This is a genomic window from Butyricimonas sp. Marseille-P2440, assembly GCF_900091675.1.
In the GTDB taxonomy this organism is placed as follows: domain Bacteria; phylum Bacteroidota; class Bacteroidia; order Bacteroidales; family Marinifilaceae; genus Butyricimonas; species Butyricimonas synergistica.
The window spans coordinates 883,957-906,152 of the sequence record NZ_LT594609.1; the positions used below are offsets into that span (position 1 = coordinate 883,957).

Genomic DNA, 22,196 nt, shown 5'->3' on the forward strand with positions numbered 1-22,196 from the left:
TTAAAAATATGAAAATAAATACGTTTCTATTCACCATATTCGTGATGTTTTCATCTTGTTCTGAATTTTTAGAACCGAAATCTCCAAACGAATATATTCCGGAAAAGATTTCTTCGTTAAACGAGATGCTTTTAGGATCAGCTTATCCTTCTGCGTCAAGTGGTTCTTTGTTCGCATTTCATAATATACTGGATGATGACGTGATGATTACAGACGAGGATGTAGCTTGGCCGGAATCAAAGATTGAACAGAAAGCAGCATTTATGCAACTCTTTTCTTGGCATCCGGATATGCAGATAACGATGAAAAATGCTGGAAATTACAAGAAGGTTTGGGAGTCTTTTTACAATTTGATACTCGGAACCAATGCAGCTCTTGATTATATCAATGAAGTTTCCGGGACAGAAGAAGAAAAAGCATATGTAAAAGCCCAGGCTTTGGCTTTAAGGGCATTTTACTATTTTCAATTGGTGAACTTATTTGGAGAACCGTACACTTATAATAAAGATGCTTTGGGCGTACCCTTGAAGCTAACGAGCGCATTGAGTTCCGGTTATGACAAACGTAAAAAAGTGGGAGAAGTGTATGAACAAATTATCAAAGATTTGGATAACGCTGAAAGATGTTTTGCGGAGGTTTCTGCGGCAAAACAATTTAGCCCGGATTATCGGATAAGTTTACCTGCAGTTCAATTATTGAAATCCAGAGTTTATTTGTACATGAATAATTTGGATAAAGCCGCAGAATATGCAAAAAAAGTGATAAATGGTTGGAATTTTGAGTTATACGATTTGTGCACTCTTTCTGATGTAAGTATGTCGGCTGCTTCTTATCCTTATTATGTAACTTACGATAATCCTGAAACCATTTGGGCATTTGGAAAAACAAATGATGTCGTTGTGTTTACGTTCTATTTGACGGGTGATAGAGGTATAAGTAGCCAGTACAATAGAAAATTTATAAATGCTTCGGATGAATTGGTTCGGACGTATAAAGACGAGGGGGATTTACGCGTGAAATTTTATCTTGTGCCGGAATACGGGTATACTCCTGTACGTTATTTAGCTGTTAGTAAATGTGTCTTAATTGGGGAGAATGTCCCTTCCGAGGATAAATTTGCTCTTTCGTTACGATTGTCCGAGGCTTATTTGATTCTTGCCGAAGCAACTGCCGAAACTGAACCGGATGTTGCATTGAAAGCAATGAATGATTTGAGGAGAAAAAGGATTTCGGAAGATAAATACGTGGAAAAAACAGGGTTGACCGGGCAGGATTTGCTTGAATTTATAAAGGAAGAACGTCGCCGGGAATTATGTTTTGAGGGACATCGTTGGTTTGACTTACGGCGTTATGGTATGCCGAGTTTTACTCGAGAATGGAAAGAAAAAGGTATAGCGACTCAGTGGTTCACGATGGAAGAAGAGGATGCTGCTTATACGCTGCCTCTTTCTAAAGAAGTAATGGATCGTAATCCCGGATTGGAACAAAATCGCTTAGGTAATCCCAAGTAGTTTATTTTTAATGATGTTATTATGAAACTTATAAATGTATTGGTTGCAGGGCTTGTTTTCTCGTTGTTAAGTTCCTGCCATGAAGAAGATTTAACTTCTCGTCCATTAGAGATGGCTCTTCGTTACGAATTTCCAGAAGGTGATAACGAGTGGGATAAAGATTTGGAGGAAATAGCGGAGGAATATAAAACGTATTTGATATATAAAAATTTGAAAGAGGATGATTTTGATCGTTCTTGGGTGGATGCAGGTTCCTCTAGTGGTGTAAAAGGCTCTCCTTTGAATGATGAACAAGCTGCTTTTTACACGAATTTTATGAAGAATCATATTTTTACTTTTTTACCCCCGGAGGTAACAGACCGGGTGTTACCGATATACATATTAATGGCTTATCATATGTATACAGACACTCCTTGGGGGGCTTCGCCCAATCAGGCAAAATATGATGGTATGGATTTTTGGGCATTTTGTTTGGAAGGTGATGTGCCGGGAATGTTTTATCCTCAAATTATTCGCCCGAAAACTCCTTGGGATTTTAAAGTAAAACGAGGTACTATTTTAAAAGAGATAATGAGAAGAATCGTAGAGAAAGGGAATATCGCGATTCCCGTGGAGTTTGAAAATGATTTTGATTATGAAACTCAGGTAGAATGGATAGCAGGTACAGAAAATAATGAAAATCATTATAAAAAGAGAGGATTCCCAGGACAAATGAGCGGTACGAATGGATATGTAACCATCGGGGCTTTAAGAAATATAGCAAGTACTTCTCCCAAAGAGAATTTGATAAACTATATGCATTTGGCTATTAGGTATGATCGGGATTCTGTTCTGGTTATGTATCCTCGGGAAACGTACCCAAAAATTATCCGTTATTATGATTTTACAGTAAATTACCTTAAGAATAATTATAAATGGGATATTGCACAAGTTGCAATTTTACCAAAGTTTGAATAAATCGTATAAAATCACAAGTATGAAAATGAAATTATTAATTGCAGTGAGTTTATTACTCACGGTAAGGGTCGTTTGCGCCCAATCGAATGAACAGACCGGGGGGCAGAAGAATCTGGATTGGTATAACTATTCACTGGAAAAAGAGCAAGTTTATGGTGCTGAAATTAATCAAGCCTATCAATTTTTGAAAGGTAAAAAGACAAAAGCGAAACCCATTATAGCCCTTATTGGCGGAGGTATTGATTTGGAACATGAGGCTTTGAAAAATAACGTGTGGACAAATCCTAAAGAGAAAGATGATTCTATTGATAATGATGGTAATGGCTATGTAGACGATTTGCATGGTTGGAATTTCTTGGGAAATAAAGATGGGCAAGTTCTGGAAAATCTAACCGTAGAAGGAGATCGGGAATTCTTGCGATTAAAGGATAAATATGCTCATTATATTTTTGATGGGAAGAATTATTTCAAATATATTAATGGAGAAAAAACGAACGTGGCTCCTCCTGCTGATATGGAAGAATATGAATATTATCAAAAAGTGGTTTTGCCTTCGTCTAAATTAGGGGTTCGTTATAATGGTTTCATTTTTGGGAATGTTCTTCGAGATTATGCCAAGAAATTTGATAAAGAAATGAAAGAACGGTTTCCCGATAAAACTTCTTTCACGGTAGAAGATTTAAGTAGTTGTTGGGATAGAAAAGGACCTCAGGATAGTTTGGGAAATATTGCAATGTTTTTCATTGGTATGGATATGGATGCACGGCAAGAGGATGAAAAGGCATGGGAAAAGACCTATGATTACTTTGTGGGAAATGGATATTCTGATCGAGTAAAAAAAGCGTATGAACCTCTTTTGAAAGAAATGGGGATGGATTTGCGTAAGGAAATCGTGGGAGATGATTATAAGAATATAAATGATCGGGTGTATGGTAATAATGTTTTACTTACGTTGAATTCGGAAAGTAATACGATGGCTGCCGGTATCATTGCCGGTAAGCGAGGAATCGAAGGACGCAATAACCCGATTGCAGAGGAAGCACAGATTATGAATTTAGTTGTGGCAACTAAAATGGGTGAACCATACTTAAAAGATATTGCATTGTCAATTCGTTATGCGGTGGAGCATCAAGCGGACATCATTCTTTTGGAAGTGCAGAACACGGTTTATCCTAAAGAGCAAAAACAATGGATTATTGAGGCAATTCGTTATGCGGAAAGTAAAGGCGTGTTAGTTGTTATTCCTACTATGGATTTATCGTTTGATTTGTCAAAAGTTATTTTTTACCCGAACCGCCGAATGGATAAGGAAAAAGAATTGACAAACTTGATGGTTGTCGGTTCATCGGATAAATCGGGCAATCCGGCAATTGGTTCTAATTATGGCGTGGAAGGGATCGATCTTTTTGCTCCTGGAATGAATATTTTTAGTACTTATTTAGGTGATACTTATCAATCCGGTTCCAGTCCGATTTTAGCAGCTGCAACGGTCGTAGGGATCGCGGCTTTGATAAAAACTTATTATCCACAATTAACGGGAAGTCAGATTCGAGATATATTATTAAAGACAGTGACTTCACGAAGAGGAGTTGAAATACAGAAAAATTATCGAGATATAAAAAATCAGATTGCCGAAGATTTATTCCTTTTTGATCAGTTATGCTTGAGCGGAGGTATCGTGAATGCATATCAAGCTCTTGTAGAGGCAGATAAACGGGTAAAATAATAAGAGGTATATTTAAAGGCATAATGTGATGAAGAAGAAATTAATATTTGCGATTCTCTTTAGCTTTGTAATACTCGAAACCTGGGCACAACAGGGAAAAGCTGTTATTCCTTACCGGTTGGTGGGAGGGAAAATGATTATAGAGATGTTCGTGAACGGGACTTCTCGAAACTTTATCTTTGACACGGGAGGCCAAACCTCCCTGTCTCCGGAATTATGTAAGGAAATGGGGTTAACACCTTTTCAATCCATTCAAGTGAAAGATGCGAATAGTAAAGATGTGACTTACCCACTTGTGCTGTTGGAAAGTTTAGCGACTCCTGATAAAGGAATTAATTTTGCGAAAGTTCCTGTTTTGGAAATAGGTCATTTCTCTTTTGATTGTTTTGGTGTTGTCGGACTGATTGGAAGTGACTTATTCGCTAGTATGATTGTGGAGATTGATGGGAAGAATAAATTAATAACTGTTACAACAGCGGAAAAACAAGCTAAGGCTTCTTTACGAAGATCACAACCTTTTGTAGATTCAGGGAGGATGCCTCTTATTGGATTAAAGATTGGTACTGGGAACATGATTAAAGTTCTTTTTGACACGGGAAGTAGTGGATTTCTTGGATTGAAAATAGATGATTATGAGAAGTTATTGTCAGCTGGCATACTGAAAAATGTCGTGGACGGTTATGGTGAAGGGGGGCTTAGTGTAGGGGGAATGGCGGCACAAAGTGAAGTTCATCGGGTGGGATTGCCGGACGTTTCTTTTGGGAAAACTCGTTTTACTGGAATCGCCACGGTAACCTCGAAAGCGCCTTATACCTTGTTGGGGACGAAATTATTGGAATACGGAAAAGTGACAATTGATTATTCACGTAAACTTTTTTATTTTGAAGCAAATGAAGAGATAAATAGTCTATCTCGTGAATATCCTGATTTTGATATACGTGTAAAAGACGGAGATTTGGTCGTATCGGTCGTGTGGGAGAAAATGAAAGGAATACTTGACGTTGGGGATAAGGTGTTAAAAATTAACGGGAAACGTGCCAGGAAGTATGATTTCTGTGAAAGTATAACAAAAGGAATTCCAGAATTAAAAGTAGATGGTCCCATAAAAATGACCATACAGACTAAAGAGGGTAAAAAAGTAATATCCTATAAAAAATAGTAATATGAAAACTGTATATACATTTATTTTTTTGATGTCATTGTGTTTTAGTGCATTTGCTCAAGCAAAGAATACCTCGAGCGAAGTGCTTGATTATCGAACGGTTGACGGGAAGATTATTTTAGAGATGCTGGTAAATAACGTGAAAGCTGATTTTGTACTGGATCTTTCTGGAAGCAACGCTATTTTACCGGAATACATGGAAAAATTGAAAATCGACTCAGAAATAGAAAAAGGAAATCAAGTTACCCCATTTCGAAATAAGCAAGTGGAAATCATCGGACAAGTGAAAATAGCAAAAATATCTTTGGGGAATAATATTTTCACAACAGATCTTAATGCTTTGGTTTTGAAAGATGAACCTTACCTTCGGGAATTAGGAGTAGCAGGCGTTATTAATGCTTCTATATTTCGTAGTGCGACAATAACAATTGATGGTCGGCGTCAAAAAATCACGACTTCTATTCCCTATCGTCCGCCTTATATGAAATTGGACTATCGTGTGGATTTGAAAATGGATATACAGGGTAATATGTTTTGTCCGGTTGTAATTGACGGGGAAGAATATTCTCTTTTATTTGATGCATGGTACAATGGTGCTATTGCTATGTCTCCGGATGATTTTGCTCGTTTTGGAGGAAAGAAGTCCACTCAACAAGTAATGATTAATTTCGGGTACAAGGCTCCTATTGCTGCGGATCGAGTGAAAGTTGCGGACAAATGCCTATTTGTCAAAAATAGTTTCGAGAATGTCCTTGTTGTTGAAAATAAAAGTCTGAAACATTCCGTTTTCGGGAATGGAATATTGAAAGAGGGAATTTTGTCTGTTGATGTTCGTCGTCAAAAAATGTATTTTCAGCCATATGATTTGGAAAAGATTGAAGATGAGGTGATTGCAAAGGAGTCTAATGTGAAAATAATCCCCGGTAAATTAAATCCGATTACGGGTGAATATTTCTTAGAGTATATTTTTGATTATAGGAAAGAAGAGGACTTTGTTCTAAAGGGAGATAAACCGGTTATTATTGATTTTTGGGCTTCTTGGTGTGGACCTTGTATGAGCATGCTGCCGTTTATGGAAAAATTGGCAGAAAAATATAAAGATCAGATCATCTTTTATAAAGTAAATGCAGATGTTGAAAAAGAGTTATGCAGAGTGTATGACGTGGTTGCTTTACCGACATTCTTTTTCATCCCGAAGGGAGGTAAACCGATTATTGAGATTGGAGCTAAACCGGAAAATTTTGAACAAATTATTCTTGAAAAATTGTTACCGGATAAAAGGTAAGCTGTTTTTATAATTGTTAAAATCTGGAGAGTGCCTGAAAATATTTTTCAGACACTCTCCAGATTTTATTATGGCAAATATTGGTAATCCGTGTGGTTACTAATTTCTGTATTATTGTTGATTGGGATAACCATAACACTCCAATGGTAGTCCCGGTTTGCTGGTAGCGTGTATTGCGGATAAGGACGGGAGCCCCAGCTATCATCTCCGGCGACACCCATCATCCGGTGGTCGAGGCAAATCTCCACGAAATTGCGGGGATAGATGTCATTGATGTGGGTTTGTTTGGGTTTACGGTTTTGTGCCATTAATGGGTCGTGGGATTCATCTTTCGTGAAGTTCTGCCACTGGTAGGGGCGTGTGGATTCTTCCCCGTCGAAATCTTCAATACGACTGCGGGAAACATTGAATTCCATGAAATTGGAGTCGGCAATGAACAACAATCCTTTACCTGTTTTGTCTGTTAGGGCTAACCAGCGGGCGTCGGTCTTGTGCCCGTTTTCTTGCGGTCGCACGTAGGGTACGTACTGTTGTTCGGCAGTACTCTTGTAATGTCCGACACGGGTACTGTGATTGCGGTCACAATAATTCTCTTCGGGTCCTCGTCCGAAATATTCCATTTGGTTCAAATCAGATGGCATGCGGAACCTAGCACCTATTCTGGGTATTTCCGGAGCGTTGGGATTGGCTTCCAGGTGACATGCCACGTTCAGGTATCCGGAGGGATAGATCGTGTAGGACACGTGGTAGCGGGTGTTGCATTCCTGTAACCGGTACGTGACGGTTAGGTTCGTGTTTACAGTAGAAGCGGAAGTCCTGATTCCCGCGATTTTGAAATTCTTGCTGGCTTGTTTCCATGCCTGCATCCGGTTGGGCATACCGTTCCCGTAATCATTGTCAGTTGGAGCTCGCCAGAAATTAGGTCGGAATCCGAAGTCATCTGCGATATACTGTATGTTGTTCACTTTGTAGGAAGTAACGTATCCTTTCTGTTTGTGGAAAACGAATTCCATGGTAGAGTTGAAGATGCGTATTTCCGGTCCGTTTTCTTCCATGGAGAGTACTTTGTCCGGGGCGGCTTGGTAAACAGGTTTCGGTGTCGTTGCCGGAATTGGGAATTGTTCGGAAGCCACGATAAATCCGGTGGGGGCAAATTGACTGGATTTCTTGGTTTTTACGTGTAAGTTCAGGAAATACTCTACCCCTGGCTTTACCTTTAGATTTTTGAGCGGAATCGTTACTTGGCGGCTCTTGCCAGGTGCGATGTTTAGTGAAGGAAGTGTACCGCTGCTTAATGTTTCCGTGTTTCCGATAAGCGTGTATTCTATCGTGAATTGATCGAGGTTCGTGAAATCGTGTCGATTCTCGATTTTCACGATCCCTTTACTAATATCGACAGGTTGGAACCAAACGTATTGATATGCTTTTTTTACTTCTGCAAGTTCCGGGTGCGGTTCCCGGTCGGGACCAACAAGACCGTTACACAGGAAATTACCGTCGGAAGGAGCGTTTTCCCCGAAGTCCCCGCCGTAAGCCCAGAAAGGTATTCCGTTCTCATCCTTCACGAGGATGCCCTGGTCAATCCAATCCCAGATAAATCCGCCCTGAAGGTTGGGATAACGGTAAATCACATCCCACAAGTCCATGAAATTTCCGGTACTGTTACCCATGGCATGAGCGTATTCAGACATGATATATGGTCGGTCTGTTCGTGTGTTTCCCCATTTCTCGAGGGCATCGGCTCCCGGGTATTGGGGGCAATAAATATCCGTGTTCCACTCGAGCCCGGCTCGCTCGTATTGTATCGGGCGTGTCGTATCTTGTGCTTTTAACCAGTTATAAGTCATGTAAAAGTTATACCCGTTACCGGCTTCGTTACCAAGCGACCAGAACGTGACGCAAGGATAATTTTTACTCGTTTCATACATATTCATGGTACGATCCATATGGGCATTCAGCCATCGGGGATTGTTGCCAAGCGTGCGCCCTCTGCGAAGATCATAACCCATGCCGTGAGATTCTATATTCGCCTCGTTGCACACGTAAAAACCGTACTCGTCACACAGTTCGTAAAAACGGCGTTGTTGAGGGTAATGGCAACAGCGGATGGCATTGATATTGTGGCGTTTCATGTTTTTGAAATCTTTCCGCATATCAGCTTCACTAAGCACGTGTCCCGTGTATTCGTTATGCTCATGGTAATTGACACCCTTGATTAGCACGGGACGTCCGTTCACGAGGAATTGATTCCCTTTGATTTCCAGTTTGCGGAAACCGACCCGGAAGGGGATAATTTCGGTTTGTTTCCCCGGTTGTTCGATGCGGATAAAAAGTTGGTATAGATTGGGAGTTTCCGCCGTCCATGCTTCAACTTGCGGAAGCGTGGCATCAAACCGGACGTGAGCGACGGAATCAATGCTGATTGCTTTGTGTCCTTCTGCTACCCGTGTCCCGGCTGGACTTTCCAGTTGATAATGCACGGTGATTTGTCCCGTTTGCTTTGGATTCTTATTTTCAAGGAAAAGATCGAGTCCGAAAAGTCCTTTGGAATACGTGCTATCCAGATCCTGTTGGATGGAGAAATCCCGGAGATGGACAGGCGATTGGGCAAAAAGATAAACATCCCGTTCGATGCCGCTGATACGCCAAAAATCCTGGCATTCAAGGTAACTGCCCGTCGACCAGCGATATACCTCAAGGGCAATCAGATTCTGACCCGGTCTCAGATAACGGGTGATATTGTATTCCACGGGATCTTTCGAGTCCTCGCTATATCCCACTTTTGTACCGTTCACGTAAAGATAACAGCCGGATTTCACCGCCCCGATGTGCAGGAATATCTCTTTCCCGTTCCATTGTTCCGGTATTTCAATCTGTTTGCGGTATGAACCTACCGGGTTTTCTTCTGGCAGGAGTGGAGGTTGTGGGTTGCGGGGACAGAATTCATACGGGTGATTCGTGTATAGTGCAATCCCGTGGCCACAGGTTTCCCAGTTTGCCGGAACATCAATTTCATCCCACTGTGAGTCATTAAAATCCGTGCGGTAAAAATTTATCGGGCGTTTCTTGTAGGAGGTAACCCAATGGAATTTCCATTTCCCGTTCAAAGACTTGTAGTCTGCCGATGCCTTGAAGTCGTTATCCCGGGCTTTGTCCATATCCCCGTATGTCATAAATGGAGTCCGCGGGTATTCTTTCCCGACAAATGGGATCGTTTCGTCCAGCCATTCCGGTTTATCCTGCATATAGGCGGTCAGGCAGATGAAATAACAGAAAATTGTAAAGAATAGTCTTTTCATCTTTCGTGTGGTTTGAGGTTATCGAGCCTAAAGATAGTACATTTTTGTTAAATAAATCTATTATTGTGCAATAAAAAACGGCGATAGATTGTTGCTATCGCCGTTTTTATACTTACGTGATTAATATCAGCGTTTGATTCCCTCGAAAATACGGGCTTTCCCTTGTTGCAATAGCTTCCCGTTCATCGTGAGGGTGTTTGAATTGAAGGAAGGCGAAATCCTTGCGGAAACGCTATTTGAACCGGGGGAAAGTGAAATACTAACGTAAGCGGAAATACTCACACCCTGGACAAAAAAACTGTAAATCACGCTTCCCTTCTTGTCTTGTTTCATCTTGACATCTGAAACATTACCTTCCACCGTGAAACCGCCTAATCCGTTTTGGAGAGGGCGAGGGGTATCGAAACTTACTTGCACGGTAGCCTTTTTGTTTGCCATGGAAATAAAATTCTTTATGGAAGTTACGCTTATCGACCTGCCTCTTTTGAAGATCAAACGATCGGCTTCCAGTACGAAATTATTATTCTCCAGTGCTTGAATAGCCTCCTTGTGCAATCGTTCATTTTCTTTTTGTTGAGCGATTTTACGTTCTTGTCTGGTTAGTTTGCGTTGCTCTTTAGCCGTCATGCTATTCTGTGCGGTCAGAGATGCGAATGTGCCTAGCACGAGTGCCAGCGTCATGAATAATGTAGTGATGTGTCTCATAATATAGTGTATTTTATGATTTTTACGGGGAAAAGAGAAGAAAGTTTATTGTCTCCCAAAAAGAAAACCACCTACTTTCGTAAGTGGCTTATTTTCTGTGACCTCGGAGGGGCTCGAACCCTCGACCCATTGATTAAGAGTCAATTGCTCTACCAGCTGAGCTACGAAGTCTTCCTTGTTGCAAGCGGTTTTAACCGTTTTGCGGGTGCAAATATGCAACAATATTTTTTAATCTGCAAGAAAATTACTCTTTAATGTTGTGATAAACGTTGGTTACGTCATCATCTTCTTCCAATTTTTCCAGTAATTTGTCGACAGTTTCTCTTTGTTCTTCGGTTAATTCTTTTGTATCAAGAGGGATACGTTCAAACTCTCCACTTACCATTTCGTAGTGGTTATCCTCCAAATATTTTTGAATAGCGCCGAATGCTTCGAATGCCCCATAAATAATTACATGGTTCTCGTCGTCTTCAAAGATTTCGTCGGCACCGTAATCAATCATTTCCAACTCGAACTCTTCGAGATCGAAGTTTTCGGGACGGGTGATTTTGAAAACGCATTTCCGGTCGAACAAGAAATCCAAACTACCGGTTGTTCCAAGCGAGCCGCCGTATTTAGAGAAACAGTGGCGCACATTAGCAACAGTACGCGTGTTATTATCGGTAGCCGTTTCAACAACGACAGCAATACCGAAGGGTGCATATCCCTCGTACACGATTTCCTTGTAGTCCGAAGTATCTTTCGAAACGGCACGCTTGATGGCACGTTCCACGTTTTCTTTCGGCATATTTTCCGCTTTTGCGTTTTGGATAAGGATACGCAGACGGGTATTATTTGCTGGGTCAGGTCCTCCTGCTTTTACGGCAATATCAATCTCTTTTCCTATTCTCGTAAACGTGCGGGCCATGTTGCCCCATCTCTTTAGCTTCCGTGCTTTACGGTATTCGAACGCTCTTCCCATATGATTGTGAATATAATTTTATAATACAATTTGGAACGCGAATTTAGTTTTTATACTGAAAACTAAAAAGGAATTCCATGATTTTCTGACATGAAAGTATCTCATTCGACGAGTTCTACACTAAAATCGTCTATATAAATTCCTTCCCCCGAGAGGATTTCTTTACCGTAGGTACGGATTTCTACCCGTAAAAGTTTTGCGCCTTCTGGGGCAGTGAATGTTTTGCCGTTGAATACGTTAAACCATCCATCGGTCTGTTTTTGATAGCTATGTGCTTGAATGGGTTCGTTGTCTTTAGCCGGAAGTGCCGTACTTTTGCTTTTTCGCCAGTAACAATAATATTTCCATGAAAAATTGGAAGATGCGGCATTCACGAACATTTTAATTTCATAACGTTGAAGAGCTTTAACCTCAACATCTTGATATAAATAGGTCTTACCTTGTAGAAAAACGGCTTGTTTTCCTGAATGTACTTTATCCTCGTTTACTTTTACGGCTGAACTATCCCGTCCGTCCTTGAAGAAACGCCAACCATCAGGTTCTTTGGAAAGATCACTCCAAATCTCGAAATCCCCATTTTGCAATAAGTTAATCCCATTCCCTTGCAAACCACCTTCTTCCAGTTCCGGAAAATTCCTTTCTATCCGGATGATTTGATTCGTGTCCACACTTTCCGAGAATGGGATGATTTTACGTTTTTCTTTATCCCCCGTATAAGTTACGGACAGGGTAGCCTCCCCCTTTTTAGTGGGAAAAGTCAGGAGTTCAACACTGGCTTGGTCTGCTTCCCGGTTGAAAGGCTTCGTGATCGTGCCGAACGTGTTCGTGTTCGTTCCCGTGAAGTTTATGGCAGACGGTACGAATGATAGTTCAAAATTCAAATGATTGACATCTTCGGGAATGTCATTCAGGGTAACTTGTAACCGAGCCACTCGCTGGGCAAGGTGTATCACGAAAGTTGCATCCTTATTTTCCGAGATGCTGACACTTTGGAGGGCTGTCCGTATATCATTCGCTTCTTGGAAAGTATCCCCTTTTTTGGGCAGGCGGAGTAGAATATTTTCCAGTGTTTCTCCCGTGTTAAAATCTATATCAGGACAATTGGCAACATAAGCAACACGATAGCGTCCCAGGGGAAGATTCGCTTGAAGCGTGTTATCATGTAAATCCTCTTGAGTGAAATGCTCGTGACGGACAATACGGTTATCCCGGTCTATGGCGAATAAATCCAACGTGTTAAATTCACTCTGAAACACGAGTTCTGTTTCTTTACCCGTGACCTTTTCATCTTGGTTACAGGAAAAGAGCAACAGTAGCCCGAAAAAGATGATTCTTTTCATATATAAGTATTAGAAAATAGAAATCCCGATGTTCGTGGTGAACCTTTCCAGAGTTTCTATCCCCATGTAAGAATTGCCGTGTTGGTTCAATTCCGGGCTCCAAACAGCGATACTCAGTTTGCCGGGAATGATGGCAACGACACCGCCGCCGACCCCGCTCTTGCCGGGCATCCCTACGCGGAAAGCGAAATCACCCGATTCATCGTAGAACCCGCAGGTAAGCATCAAGGCACTGAGTCGTTTGGAACGGCTTACGGTCAAAATGTTCTCGTTATTATGCGGGTTGATTCCATGGTTTGCCAGGAACAAGAACGACTTGGCAAGGTCTTCACAAGTCATGGCGATACTACATTGATTACAATATACATCGATCAGCGAATCCACGTCATTGTCGATGTTCCCGAAACTTTTCATGAAATGCCCCAAAGCTTGGTTACGGCTGGCGTGTTCCAATTCCGATTGGGCAACTATCTTATCGAAATAAATATCCTCTGATCCCGCTATTCCCCGAACAAATTGGATAATCGCTTCTTTGGGTCTATGATAAAGATTCATCAGTTTGTCTGTTACCACGAGAGCCCCGGCATTGATAAAAGGATTACGCGGGATACCGTGTTCATGTTCAAGCTGAACCAGTGAATTGAATGGAGTCCCGGAAGGTTCCCTGCCTACATATTGCCACAAGTCGCCTCCCATGTGGCGTACCACCATTGCCAACGTGTACACCTTGGAAATACTTTGAATGGAGAATTTCGTTTGGTAATCCCCCGTCCCGATAATTTGCCCGTCGAGAGTGGCAATAGCGATGCCGAATTGTCGCGGGTTGACATTAGCCAGTGCCGGGATATAATCGGCGACTTGTCCTTTGCCGAAAAGAGGTTTCACCTCGTTGTATATGTTTTCGATAACTTCCTTGTAATCCATGAGTTCAAAAACTTTGTTTTTGAGTTACGGCTTGTAGCCCTAATTTGTATGTTTTTCACGGGCAAAGATAGAAAAGTTTTTGTTATATTAGTTTCCGGATGATTTTTCCCGAGTAAGTTTCCATGAAATGTTCCCGGAAGTAAATCTTTTTAGGTATCTCGTACGGGTGCAACTCTTGGCGCAGTTGTTCCAGCAACTGCTTTTTCTGTTCCTCGTCCCATGCTCTGCCTTCAATGACGAGGACGGCTCGTTGTCCCAAGCGGGCATCTTCCTCGGGCATAATAAAGAAACGTTGTTCCACGAAAAGGGCAATTTTTGCCTCTATTCTTTCGGGGAACAGTTTGATTCCCCCGGAATTAATCACGTTATCATGGCGTCCCAACCATTCAAAACGAGTATCGTCAATCAATCTGGCGATATCATTCGTGACGAACCTTTGTTGTTGCAGATGCGGAGCCCGAATCACGAGGCAACCCCTCTCGTCTGTTTCGAAGTGGACATCTCCTAGGGCAAAATAGAAAGGAGATTTACTCTTTCCGTTAATATCCCTCAACGCGACGTGCGACACTGTTTCCGTCATCCCGTAAGTGCAGTAACAGGCGGTCGGTACTGTTTGCAGTTGTTTTTCCATGCGGACGGAAATAGCGGCACCCCCGATGATTACTTGTTTCACGCGGGTAAACCGTTGAGCCGTTTCCGGCGTGCTCAGGGAAGTTTCCACTTGCATGGGCACCATGGCCATGAGATCAAATTCCCCGTCCGTGTCTTTTAATGGGGATGAACTTACTTTTACCGTGCGTAAATCAGCTCCGGACAAGAGGGTACGGACGATCATCATCTTTCCGGCAATATACCGTGGGGACAGGCATAACAGCAACCGGGAATCCGCCCCGATATGAAAGAAATCATTCGTGATCCGTGCGGACGCCAGCATATCTTTTTTCAATAACCGGATCTCTTTCGGTGCTCCCGTGGAGCCAGACGTGTGCCCGATGACATATTCTTCGGCATTATACCATTCCCGCAGGAAATCAACAACCTGCGAGTCGTCGATCTCGTGCAACGATTCGAGCGTCGTGTATCGTGTGCCGTTGATTCTGATATTGATCTTCATGGTTTAAAATTGAATCAAGTCCGTTTCCCATTTGCTTGTAGGGCAATACCGGATAGTAGAGCCTGTTTGTTCCAGGGGCGAAGGAATATTATTCGTGTACAATTGCCCGGTGCCCAGTCCCTGGGGCATAGACGCATGTAAGGTAAAAGTCCATTGTGCGATAGCATTCAGCCCGATGTTGGATTCCAGCGCGGAGGTCACCCACCAGCCGATATTCCTTTCCCGGGAGAGGTTTATCCATTCTTGCGAACCGGCGAAACCTCCGGCAAGGGAAGGCTTCAGGATGATATATTGCGGGCATATCGTATCAAGCATTTCGATTTTTTGATGGCTCTCGTTGATCCCGATCAATTCTTCGTCCAACGCTATCGGGATCGGGGTATTCCTGCATAGGCGTGACATCGCCTGCCATTGCCCTTGACGGATAGGCTGTTCGATGGAATGAATATCATATCGAGCCAATTGTTCCAGCTTCCGGGGAGCCTCTTCCGGGGAGAATGCCCCGTTGGCATCTACCCGGAGTTCTACCATCTCCTTGCTGAATTGCGACCGTATCGCGTGCAACAGGTTCAATTCCGATTCGAAATCGATAGCCCCTATTTTTAATTTGATACAGTGAAATCCGGCATCCAGCTTCTCTACAATCCGTTGGCGCATGGTTTCCCGGTCGCCCATCCATATCAAACCGTTAATCTCGATGGTTTCCCCTCCCTCCGTGAAGGTGGAAGGAAAAATCAAACGTTTTCCCCCGTTTTCTAAATCCGCGAGGGCGGTTTCCACCCCGAACCGGATAGAACTCCACTCGCTTAAAGAAGGCGGGTCTATCTCGTTGATGCGGAGGCAAACTTCTTTCAGTTTATCCTCGTATCCCGGTCGGTCGTCCGCTCCCAATCCCCGGAACACGGCACACTCCCCTAGCCCGAAGATTTCCGGTTGTTTCGAGTCCCAAACCTTGATAAACCAAGTTTCTTTCTCCGTGAGAACCCCCCGGGAAGTACCCGAGGGTTGTTTGAATCTCAAGATATATTTAGAGTATTTTGCTTGTAACATGTCTGTAACATCATGAAGCGAATACGATTACGGGAATTTCGGGAATTGCTGGAAATCGGGATCGCGTTTCTCCAGAAAGGCATTTTTACCTTCTTGCGCTTCCTCCATGAGATAATACATCAATGTGGCATCCCCGGCAAGTTCCATTAACCCGTGTTGTCCGTCAAGTTCCGCGTTCAAAGCCCGTTTTATCATGCGGATAGCCATTGGGCTACGTTGCATGATCGTTTTGCACCAATCTACCGTTTCGTCTTCCAGCTGGTCGAAGAGTACCACTTTGTTTACCATTCCCATCTCTTCGGCTTCCTTCGCCGTGTATTGGCGGCAGAGGAACCAGATTTCCCGTGCCTTCTTTTGTCCCACGTGGCGGGCGAGATAGGAGGAACCGAATCCCCCGTCGAAACTTCCCACCTTCGGTCCCGTTTGTCCGAAGCGTGCGTTCTCCGAAGCAATCGTGAGGTCGCATACCACGTGCAGCACGTGTCCGCCGCCTATGGCGTAGCCGTTGACCATGGCGATCACGGGTTTCGGGAGAGAACGGATAGCCTTGTGCAGGTCGAGCACGTTCAATCGGGGTACCCCATTCTCGTCGATATATCCGCCCACGCCTTTCACTTTTTGGTCACCTCCCGAGCAGAAAGCCTTGTCGCCTGCTCCCGTGAGAACCACCACGCCGATGTCGTTGCGTTCGCGGCAGATATTCATGGCGTCCAGCATCTCGAAATTTGTCTGTGGTCGGAATGCGTTATACACCTCTTGACGATCGATCGTAATCTTGGCAATACCCTCGAAGAATTCAAATTTAATATCTTCGTACTCCTTGATTGTTGTCCAGTTTCGTTTTGACATATTTATTTAAATTTTATTGCGAAGATAGATAATTTTTGACGAAGTTTTTCTATGTAGGGAAATTAGTCTACATAGCATTGCGTACAATCCACCAAGAAAGTAAGAGAATCAGATAGATACGAACCGTTACAGGATGACTGCAAGTTGCCTTTATGCGTTTCAATCGCTGGTGTGGGTCGAACCAATGGGTGATGGTAACTAGCGTGAGATAAGGCAGTGATACCACGAGAAATGGATTATACCCGAATGCCGCTCTAAAGTTTAAGTGTAATATCTGATGGATAGCTCTTTGTATTCCGCATGCTGGACAATCCCATCCCGTTAGCCATCGGAAAGGGCATTTCGGGGCTAGTGTGGCATACTCGGGATTTACGAAAAAAAGTATTCCCCCAACTAGGATACTCCCCAAAATACCCACTATTTTCCAATGATTAGTAGATTTCACTGTTGTCGAAAAACGTGACTATTAATGCAATTAAAGCAATGATAATACCTATTATCACCCAGCCTCCTGCAGACAGGAGTAAAAACAATCGGGCTTTCTTCGAGGCTTTCTTTGATTCCTCATATAATCCTGCGTTCCATAGTCTGTCAACTTTTGTAGCGTAGACGATTGATACGATGCCGAATGGAAAGAAGCAAAAGAGAGTTGATAGAATTGCTAATACTAACCAATTCTCCGGTTTTGTTTTTGGAGTAGGAGAGAACTGAGGGGGCGGCGGAGGAACGTTTTCTTGAAAAAAAGATTTTAATTCCTCTACTGTCTTGGCGGGAACCCATAGGGGCATTCCTTTTTTCCATACCAAGGTATTTGGTGTCACCCCATTGTTTATTAATTCTTCAGGAGCAACTGGTCCTTTTTGTTCATTTTTTTCGTTTAGGTAAAAATAGTTTCCCATAATATTTGTGTTTATTTTATTTGTTTGTTGCTTAAATAATTTCCTTCAAGGTCATAGTTGTTGAATGTGTGATTCGCATAGACTTTGATGTATTCTAATTATAGGTAATAATTGTTATTTTTGTATTTGTAGGAGATGATTATTCAAATGGAAACAATAATTTCTGTGATCAAGAATCCAAATGTTAGGATGTACGGGTACGTGCTGAAAAGCAATGCAAAAAAGAAAAACCGAAGTTGTCGAGAAAAGTGAGAAGAATTGTTTCAGCAACCGTTGTTACGGTTTGTATGCCTCCCCGGTTTATATTGTTTTGCTGAACGAAAATGGTACATTCTTCGCCTGTGTTTTCTGTACTATGCCTTGTCGCCATACGAGCGTGGTCTTTGTAATATCCTTTCTTTTTGTTTCCCATCGGGAAAAGACTAGATTGTTGGTGATTTTTGGCAATATAGTAATCCATAATTCATATTGAAATTATTGTGTTGAATAAATACAATATAATTTTCAAAAATAAGAAATAAAATGATTTTTCTCATCTTTGCGAGCGTAAAAATTGTTCTCTTTTTCCTAGTCGTCGCAATTCCCGGTGATAGATTATTTCTGCGGCTGTATTCTCGTGAACGGCATAATGTAACTTGTTTTGTGGTAGCGAAGAACATTTTTGTATTCCCGTCACGTGGATGATATCCCAAAGCGATAATAATATCAAGATTATAATGGTCGATGTTACGTTTTACTTGGCGATTACCTTCCTGTCGAACTAACAAGAATTTCTTGTTAGTTCCTCTATGCTAAGTTCGCATCCTTGTAAATATTATCTATATGTTGGCTGATATTCTGTTGTGTCGTGCAATATATTTCTGCCAACTGATTTTGTGTCAGCCACAAATCTTCATCGGCAAAGCGTACGGATACACGAGTTATTTCATTATCGTCTTGATAGAGTATGATGTTGTTTGCTTCTTTCATATTTACTGATAGATTATTCATATTCTCCGCGGAAGTGATAGACAAGTTGTGTGAAAGAGTCGAGTTTGACACCTCCTGCCCGAATCTCCACGGGTGAAATATTGAACATGATAAAATTAGAGTTTTTTTCAAAATCACCGCCAAATGAATTGGAGAGGACTATTGTAATGTCCGGTGTAGTTCCATTAGCTGGAATGACAATGTTCTCCGGAATGAGCCCAAAATGTACGGAGTATCCCTCGTTGTCAATTTGTAAGAATTGGTATTCGGCTTTAATTTCCACTTCTTCAACCTCGCTCAATGTGGCGGCAATTTCTTTATCGTTGATGATATCGGCAATGGGCGCGAGCGGTAACATGAATGAAAGCGAATCGTGGGACGAGGCTTTTGCATCATCAATCTTTACAATTTCAGCACCATGATAAAATGCCACTTTGATAGAACCGTGGTATGTCCCTTTCATATCAAACAAGGCTTGTTGGATTTGCTTGCCGCTAATCTTTTTTTCATCATCATTGCACCCTGCTAAAAGGATAATAAGAGAAAGAATGCTTAAAATCTTAATCCTAATTAATTTTGTTTTTATTTTCATGGTTTAAAAGTAAATAAATTTAGTGCCAAGTTTATTTCAGAGCCTCGAAATATCCTTTCAAAATCTCGCCGCTCGTGTCCCCCGGTGTTTCGATGATGAGGATTGCCGGGCGTTGCGAGGGAAGGAAGAACTGAACCAGCGCCTGTTGCAAGGACATCTCATCCGATACCTTGTAAACATCGAAATTGTAAACACTCGCGAGTTGTTTCAGATCCACCTTGTGCGGCGTTTGGAAAAACTTTTCCACCTCTTGCAGGGCAGAAGGTCCCGGGAGGAAGCGAAAGATGCCGCCGCCACCGTTCTGCATCACGATGATCCGCAGGCGGGGAGGAATGCCCTTCATCCAAAGGGCGTTCGAGTCGTACAGAAAACTGTTGTCCCCCACGATGAGGGTGGTCATCCCGTTGAAGGCGCAAGCCGCACCGATAGCTGTGGAAGTACATCCGTCGATGCCGCTAGTGCCGCGGTTGGCATCCGAGCGGGACACCTGCGAATAGCGGAAAAGCTGGGCGTAACGGATGGGAGTGCTGTTGCCGAGTTGCAGGCGGCTGTCGGCGGGAATCGCGGGCATCAGTATTGAAAAAGCCTTTAGGTCGCACCACGGGATGCGGTTCACGTAAGCCTCGTGTTTGCTTGCCGCAGTTTCCGCTTTTTGCAACCATTTCCAGGCATACCCGGAAGCCGATACTAACGGGAAGGGCGTCGTTAAAAATTGTTTGAAGAACTCCCCGGCGCTCATTTGCACGTGGCGGGTCATCGATTTGTAGGTGTCCGGCGGGCTCGTGCGTTCGTCGATATGCCAGTGTACGCGTGGCGGGTGGTTGCGGATAAATGCCTTTATCATGCGGGAAACGATGGCTCCCCCGAACGTGATAAGCAGGTCGGGAGCGTAAGCCTTGCTTTCCACCGGGCGTACCGTCGAGATAATGCGGTCGATGGTCGAGAAAGAACAAGGCGTGGTCAGGTTGGAGATGCTTTCCGTGAAAACCACCGTGTTGGAGAATCCGGCGAGTTGCTCGATACGTTGTTGCAACGCCGGGTCGGGAGCCTGGAATCCGGCGATAATCATCACATTGGTCGCCGATGAGTATTCTTGCCTCAATTGATTCAAGACTTCTCCCGGGATGACGTTTCCCGCGGGGGTGGGGTCAATCTCCCGTTCCGTCTGAAGAGCCTTGTGGTGGAATTCGTACAGGGGTTCCCGCAAGGGTATGTTGACGTGTACGGGTCCTTTGCGCGGGGTGCGTGACAGGTTGATGGCTTCGTTCACCAAGCGGTTAGCGTGCCAGTGGTCTTCCTCGTTCGTGACCACGGTTGGCAATTGGTAGCTAGCCTTCACGAAAGGGGCAAGGGCATTCTGTTGGTGTATTGTTTGGCTGTCATCCTGGTCGATCCACTCCGTCGGTCGGTCGGCGGAAATGACGATCAGCGGCACACCTTGATAGTAAGCCTCTGCCACGGCGGGAGCGTAATTCAAGAGGGCAGTGCCCGACGTGCAGACGAGAGCCACGGGCTCCCCGCTTTGTTGTGCCATGCCCAAAGCGAAGAATGCGGCGGAACGTTCATCCACGATCACACGGTGATGCAAACGCCTTGCCCGTGAGATTGAAACCAGCAGGGGGGCATTGCGCGAACCGGGCGATAGAACGACGTCGCGAATCCCTTTTTGGATCAGCAGGCTCACGAGAATGCGGACACTCTCTATATCAGAATGTAGTTTTTCCATAGTTGATTTGGCGTATCAGGTTGAGTAACGTGTCAGCTTTCTGGCAAGTTTCCTGCCACTCGGTTTCCGGGTCGGACAAGGGCGTGATACCGCCTCCCACGTACAATTTCAAAGCGTCGTCGAACACTTCCATCGTGCGCAGGTTGACGAAAAGGTCGAATGCCCCCGATTCTTGCAGCGGACCGAGGTACCCGGCGTAATAGCCCCGTTCTTGTTTCTCGATCTCGGAAATGACCTGCATCGCCCGTTTCTTGGGAATGCCGCAAACGGCGGGGGTCGGGTGCAATTGTGCTACCAGTTCGTCAATCTTGTCGGCGGGAAGTTGCTCGTCGCTTCTGAAAAAAGTGCAGAGGTGGAACACGTTGCCGGCTTGCAGCGTGATCGGTCCTTCCGTTTCGAGATGGCGGGTAAAGAACTGTTTTAGCGTGTTTTGTATATAGTCGGTCACGATCTGTTGTTCCTCTATGTCCTTCTCGCCCCATTGCGGCGGGTCCTGTGCGGTAGCCACGGGTTGCGTGCCTGCCAGCGACATGGTGAAAAAGCCGTTACGGTCGTATTTCAAGAAAGTTTCCGGGGAAGCCCCCATCCACGCGCATCTGCCGGGTATGGCGGCGAGAAAGAGAAAAGCATGGTGGTATTGCTTCATCTGCTCGAACAACACGGGGGCTATCCGCAGCGAGTCGCACGGGAGGGTGATCGTGCGGGATAGCACTGCCTTCCTCATCCCCTCTCTTTTCAGCGTGGCGATCAGGGTTTGCAATTCATCCAGGTACTCGAAATGCTCGCAGTCTTGCTTGGTGAAAATCCGCCCGGGCGTATTGAACACCGTGTTCCGGAGATTGACGATCGCTTCCCGGTCCGTGAGGTAATCCGTGAACGTCAGGTCTGCCTGTATAAAGAAAGGGAAGCTCCATGACGCATGATTGAAGGGGGTAATGACAAACCCTTTCTCACCCCGGTGTTTCTCGAACCCCTTGAAAAGGCGGGTGTCGTTGGATAACTGTGCCCCGAACACGACTTCACGCGAACCGGGCAGTCGGTAAGTGTAAAAGGGAATATTGTTTCTCAGGCAAATGGCTTGTGCCTCTGCCACGGATAATCTGTTTTCTGTTTGTTGTGTCATGGCG

19 protein-coding genes, 1 tRNA gene and 1 pseudogene are annotated in these 22,196 nt (G+C 43.8%); 5 read left to right on the plus strand and 16 right to left on the minus strand.

The features are described from left to right. The first annotated feature begins 8 nt into the window (after positions 1 to 8). The 5 genes from BN8899_RS09335 to BN8899_RS09355 are packed head-to-tail and all read left to right on the plus strand — an operon-like array spanning position 9 to position 6,641. On the plus strand, positions 9 to 1,511 hold the full coding sequence (locus BN8899_RS09335; protein WP_065219208.1) for a RagB/SusD family nutrient uptake outer membrane protein: 1,503 nt from the start codon (positions 9 to 11) through the stop codon (positions 1,509 to 1,511). Between the two features lie 21 nt (positions 1,512 to 1,532). Continuing rightward, positions 1,533 to 2,468 (plus strand): hypothetical protein, encoded by a 936-nt coding sequence (locus BN8899_RS09340; RefSeq protein ID WP_065219209.1) that lies wholly within the window; start codon positions 1,533 to 1,535, stop codon positions 2,466 to 2,468. 25 nt (positions 2,469 to 2,493) lie between these two features. Next, on the plus strand, positions 2,494 to 4,194 hold the full coding sequence (locus BN8899_RS09345) for a S8 family serine peptidase (protein WP_369800414.1): 1,701 nt from the start codon (positions 2,494 to 2,496) through the stop codon (positions 4,192 to 4,194). A gap of 28 nt (positions 4,195 to 4,222) precedes the next feature. Further along, positions 4,223 to 5,353 (plus strand): aspartyl protease family protein, encoded by a 1,131-nt coding sequence (locus BN8899_RS09350; RefSeq protein ID WP_065219211.1) that lies wholly within the window; start codon positions 4,223 to 4,225, stop codon positions 5,351 to 5,353. 4 nt (positions 5,354 to 5,357) lie between these two features. After that, the gene (locus BN8899_RS09355; RefSeq protein ID WP_065219212.1) at positions 5,358 to 6,641 is read left to right on the plus strand and encodes a thioredoxin domain-containing protein; all 1,284 of its coding nucleotides are present in this window, start codon (positions 5,358 to 5,360) and stop codon (positions 6,639 to 6,641) included. A gap of 68 nt (positions 6,642 to 6,709) precedes the next feature. Here the strand turns inward: BN8899_RS09355 and BN8899_RS09360 are convergent, their stop codons facing one another. From BN8899_RS09360 to BN8899_RS09430, 16 genes and pseudogenes are all read right to left on the minus strand, one after another. Further along, complete coding sequence (locus tag BN8899_RS09360) at positions 6,710 to 9,940, minus strand: glycoside hydrolase family 2 TIM barrel-domain containing protein (protein ID WP_082986979.1); 3,231 nt, start codon at positions 9,938 to 9,940, stop codon at positions 6,710 to 6,712. 126 nt (positions 9,941 to 10,066) lie between these two features. Then, positions 10,067 to 10,645, minus strand: a complete 579-nt coding sequence (locus tag BN8899_RS09365) for a DUF4251 domain-containing protein (protein ID WP_065219213.1) — start codon at positions 10,643 to 10,645, stop codon at positions 10,067 to 10,069. Positions 10,646 to 10,743: 98 nt separating this feature from the next. After that, positions 10,744 to 10,816: transfer RNA gene (locus BN8899_RS09370), tRNA-Lys, on the minus strand. A gap of 73 nt (positions 10,817 to 10,889) precedes the next feature. Next, positions 10,890 to 11,606, minus strand: a complete 717-nt coding sequence (locus BN8899_RS09375; protein ID WP_018337813.1) for a YebC/PmpR family DNA-binding transcriptional regulator — start codon at positions 11,604 to 11,606, stop codon at positions 10,890 to 10,892. 101 nt (positions 11,607 to 11,707) lie between these two features. After that, complete coding sequence (locus BN8899_RS09380) at positions 11,708 to 12,946, minus strand: FimB/Mfa2 family fimbrial subunit (protein ID WP_065219214.1); 1,239 nt, start codon at positions 12,944 to 12,946, stop codon at positions 11,708 to 11,710. 9 nt (positions 12,947 to 12,955) lie between these two features. Continuing rightward, a complete protein-coding gene (locus BN8899_RS09385) occupies positions 12,956 to 13,870 on the minus strand; it encodes a glutaminase (protein ID WP_018337811.1) in 915 nt (304 codons plus the stop codon). 82 nt (positions 13,871 to 13,952) lie between these two features. Continuing rightward, positions 13,953 to 14,984: an AMP-binding protein gene (locus BN8899_RS09390; protein ID WP_065219215.1), complete on the minus strand. Its 1,032-nt coding sequence runs from the start codon at positions 14,982 to 14,984 to the stop codon at positions 13,953 to 13,955. Between the two features lie 3 nt (positions 14,985 to 14,987). After that, the gene (locus tag BN8899_RS09395) at positions 14,988 to 16,034 is read right to left on the minus strand and encodes an o-succinylbenzoate synthase (RefSeq protein ID WP_065219216.1); all 1,047 of its coding nucleotides are present in this window, start codon (positions 16,032 to 16,034) and stop codon (positions 14,988 to 14,990) included. Positions 16,035 to 16,061: 27 nt separating this feature from the next. Beyond that, on the minus strand, positions 16,062 to 16,883 hold the full coding sequence (gene menB, locus BN8899_RS09400; protein ID WP_065219217.1) for a 1,4-dihydroxy-2-naphthoyl-CoA synthase: 822 nt from the start codon (positions 16,881 to 16,883) through the stop codon (positions 16,062 to 16,064). Between the two features lie 67 nt (positions 16,884 to 16,950). Further along, positions 16,951 to 17,328, minus strand: coding sequence for a DUF2752 domain-containing protein (locus BN8899_RS21355; protein ID WP_082986980.1), 378 nt, complete (start codon positions 17,326 to 17,328; stop codon positions 16,951 to 16,953). Beyond that, a complete protein-coding gene (locus BN8899_RS09405; protein WP_065219218.1) occupies positions 17,315 to 17,782 on the minus strand; it encodes a CD225/dispanin family protein in 468 nt (155 codons plus the stop codon). Before BN8899_RS09405 ends, BN8899_RS21355 begins: the two co-directional genes overlap by 14 nt. Before the next feature lie 184 nt (positions 17,783 to 17,966). Then, positions 17,967 to 18,242, minus strand: a complete 276-nt coding sequence (locus tag BN8899_RS09410; RefSeq protein WP_065219219.1) for a hypothetical protein — start codon at positions 18,240 to 18,242, stop codon at positions 17,967 to 17,969. Positions 18,243 to 18,365: 123 nt separating this feature from the next. Then, positions 18,366 to 18,751, minus strand: a pseudogene (gene rhuM / locus BN8899_RS20385) (RhuM family protein); the annotation flags it as partial. 13 nt (positions 18,752 to 18,764) lie between these two features. Further along, on the minus strand, positions 18,765 to 19,343 hold the full coding sequence (locus BN8899_RS09420; RefSeq protein WP_231932312.1) for a DUF4840 domain-containing protein: 579 nt from the start codon (positions 19,341 to 19,343) through the stop codon (positions 18,765 to 18,767). 31 nt (positions 19,344 to 19,374) lie between these two features. Then, a complete protein-coding gene (menD, locus tag BN8899_RS09425) occupies positions 19,375 to 21,069 on the minus strand; it encodes a 2-succinyl-5-enolpyruvyl-6-hydroxy-3-cyclohexene-1-carboxylic-acid synthase (protein ID WP_065219221.1) in 1,695 nt (564 codons plus the stop codon). Beyond that, on the minus strand, positions 21,050 to 22,192 hold the full coding sequence (locus BN8899_RS09430) for an isochorismate synthase (RefSeq protein WP_026207527.1): 1,143 nt from the start codon (positions 22,190 to 22,192) through the stop codon (positions 21,050 to 21,052). The genes menD and BN8899_RS09430 overlap by 20 nt, the downstream gene beginning before the upstream one ends. Positions 22,193 to 22,196: the final 4 nt, after the last annotated feature.

Coding starts and splice junctions, on each gene's coding strand:
- BN8899_RS09365 (WP_065219213.1), bottom strand. CDS start 10,645: ATGAGACACATCACTACATTATTCATGACGCTGGCACTCGTGCTAGGC.
- BN8899_RS09390 (WP_065219215.1), bottom strand. CDS start 14,984: ATGAAGATCAATATCAGAATCAACGGCACACGATACACGACGCTCGAA.
- BN8899_RS09355 (WP_065219212.1), top strand. CDS start 5,358: ATGAAAACTGTATATACATTTATTTTTTTGATGTCATTGTGTTTTAGT.
- BN8899_RS09345 (WP_369800414.1), top strand. CDS start 2,494: ATGAAATTATTAATTGCAGTGAGTTTATTACTCACGGTAAGGGTCGTT.
- menB (WP_065219217.1), bottom strand. CDS start 16,883: ATGTCAAAACGAAACTGGACAACAATCAAGGAGTACGAAGATATTAAA.
- BN8899_RS09340 (WP_065219209.1), top strand. CDS start 1,533: ATGAAACTTATAAATGTATTGGTTGCAGGGCTTGTTTTCTCGTTGTTA.
- BN8899_RS09395 (WP_065219216.1), bottom strand. CDS start 16,034: ATGTTACAAGCAAAATACTCTAAATATATCTTGAGATTCAAACAACCC.
- BN8899_RS09335 (WP_065219208.1), top strand. CDS start 9: ATGAAAATAAATACGTTTCTATTCACCATATTCGTGATGTTTTCATCT.
- BN8899_RS09380 (WP_065219214.1), bottom strand. CDS start 12,946: ATGAAAAGAATCATCTTTTTCGGGCTACTGTTGCTCTTTTCCTGTAAC.
- BN8899_RS09385 (WP_018337811.1), bottom strand. CDS start 13,870: ATGGATTACAAGGAAGTTATCGAAAACATATACAACGAGGTGAAACCT.
- BN8899_RS09420 (WP_231932312.1), bottom strand. CDS start 19,343: ATGAAAATAAAAACAAAATTAATTAGGATTAAGATTTTAAGCATTCTT.
- BN8899_RS09430 (WP_026207527.1), bottom strand. CDS start 22,192: ATGACACAACAAACAGAAAACAGATTATCCGTGGCAGAGGCACAAGCC.
- BN8899_RS09410 (WP_065219219.1), bottom strand. CDS start 18,242: ATGGATTACTATATTGCCAAAAATCACCAACAATCTAGTCTTTTCCCG.
- BN8899_RS09350 (WP_065219211.1), top strand. CDS start 4,223: ATGAAGAAGAAATTAATATTTGCGATTCTCTTTAGCTTTGTAATACTC.
- BN8899_RS09360 (WP_082986979.1), bottom strand. CDS start 9,940: ATGAAAAGACTATTCTTTACAATTTTCTGTTATTTCATCTGCCTGACC.
- BN8899_RS09405 (WP_065219218.1), bottom strand. CDS start 17,782: ATGGGAAACTATTTTTACCTAAACGAAAAAAATGAACAAAAAGGACCA.
- BN8899_RS09375 (WP_018337813.1), bottom strand. CDS start 11,606: ATGGGAAGAGCGTTCGAATACCGTAAAGCACGGAAGCTAAAGAGATGG.
- menD (WP_065219221.1), bottom strand. CDS start 21,069: ATGGAAAAACTACATTCTGATATAGAGAGTGTCCGCATTCTCGTGAGC.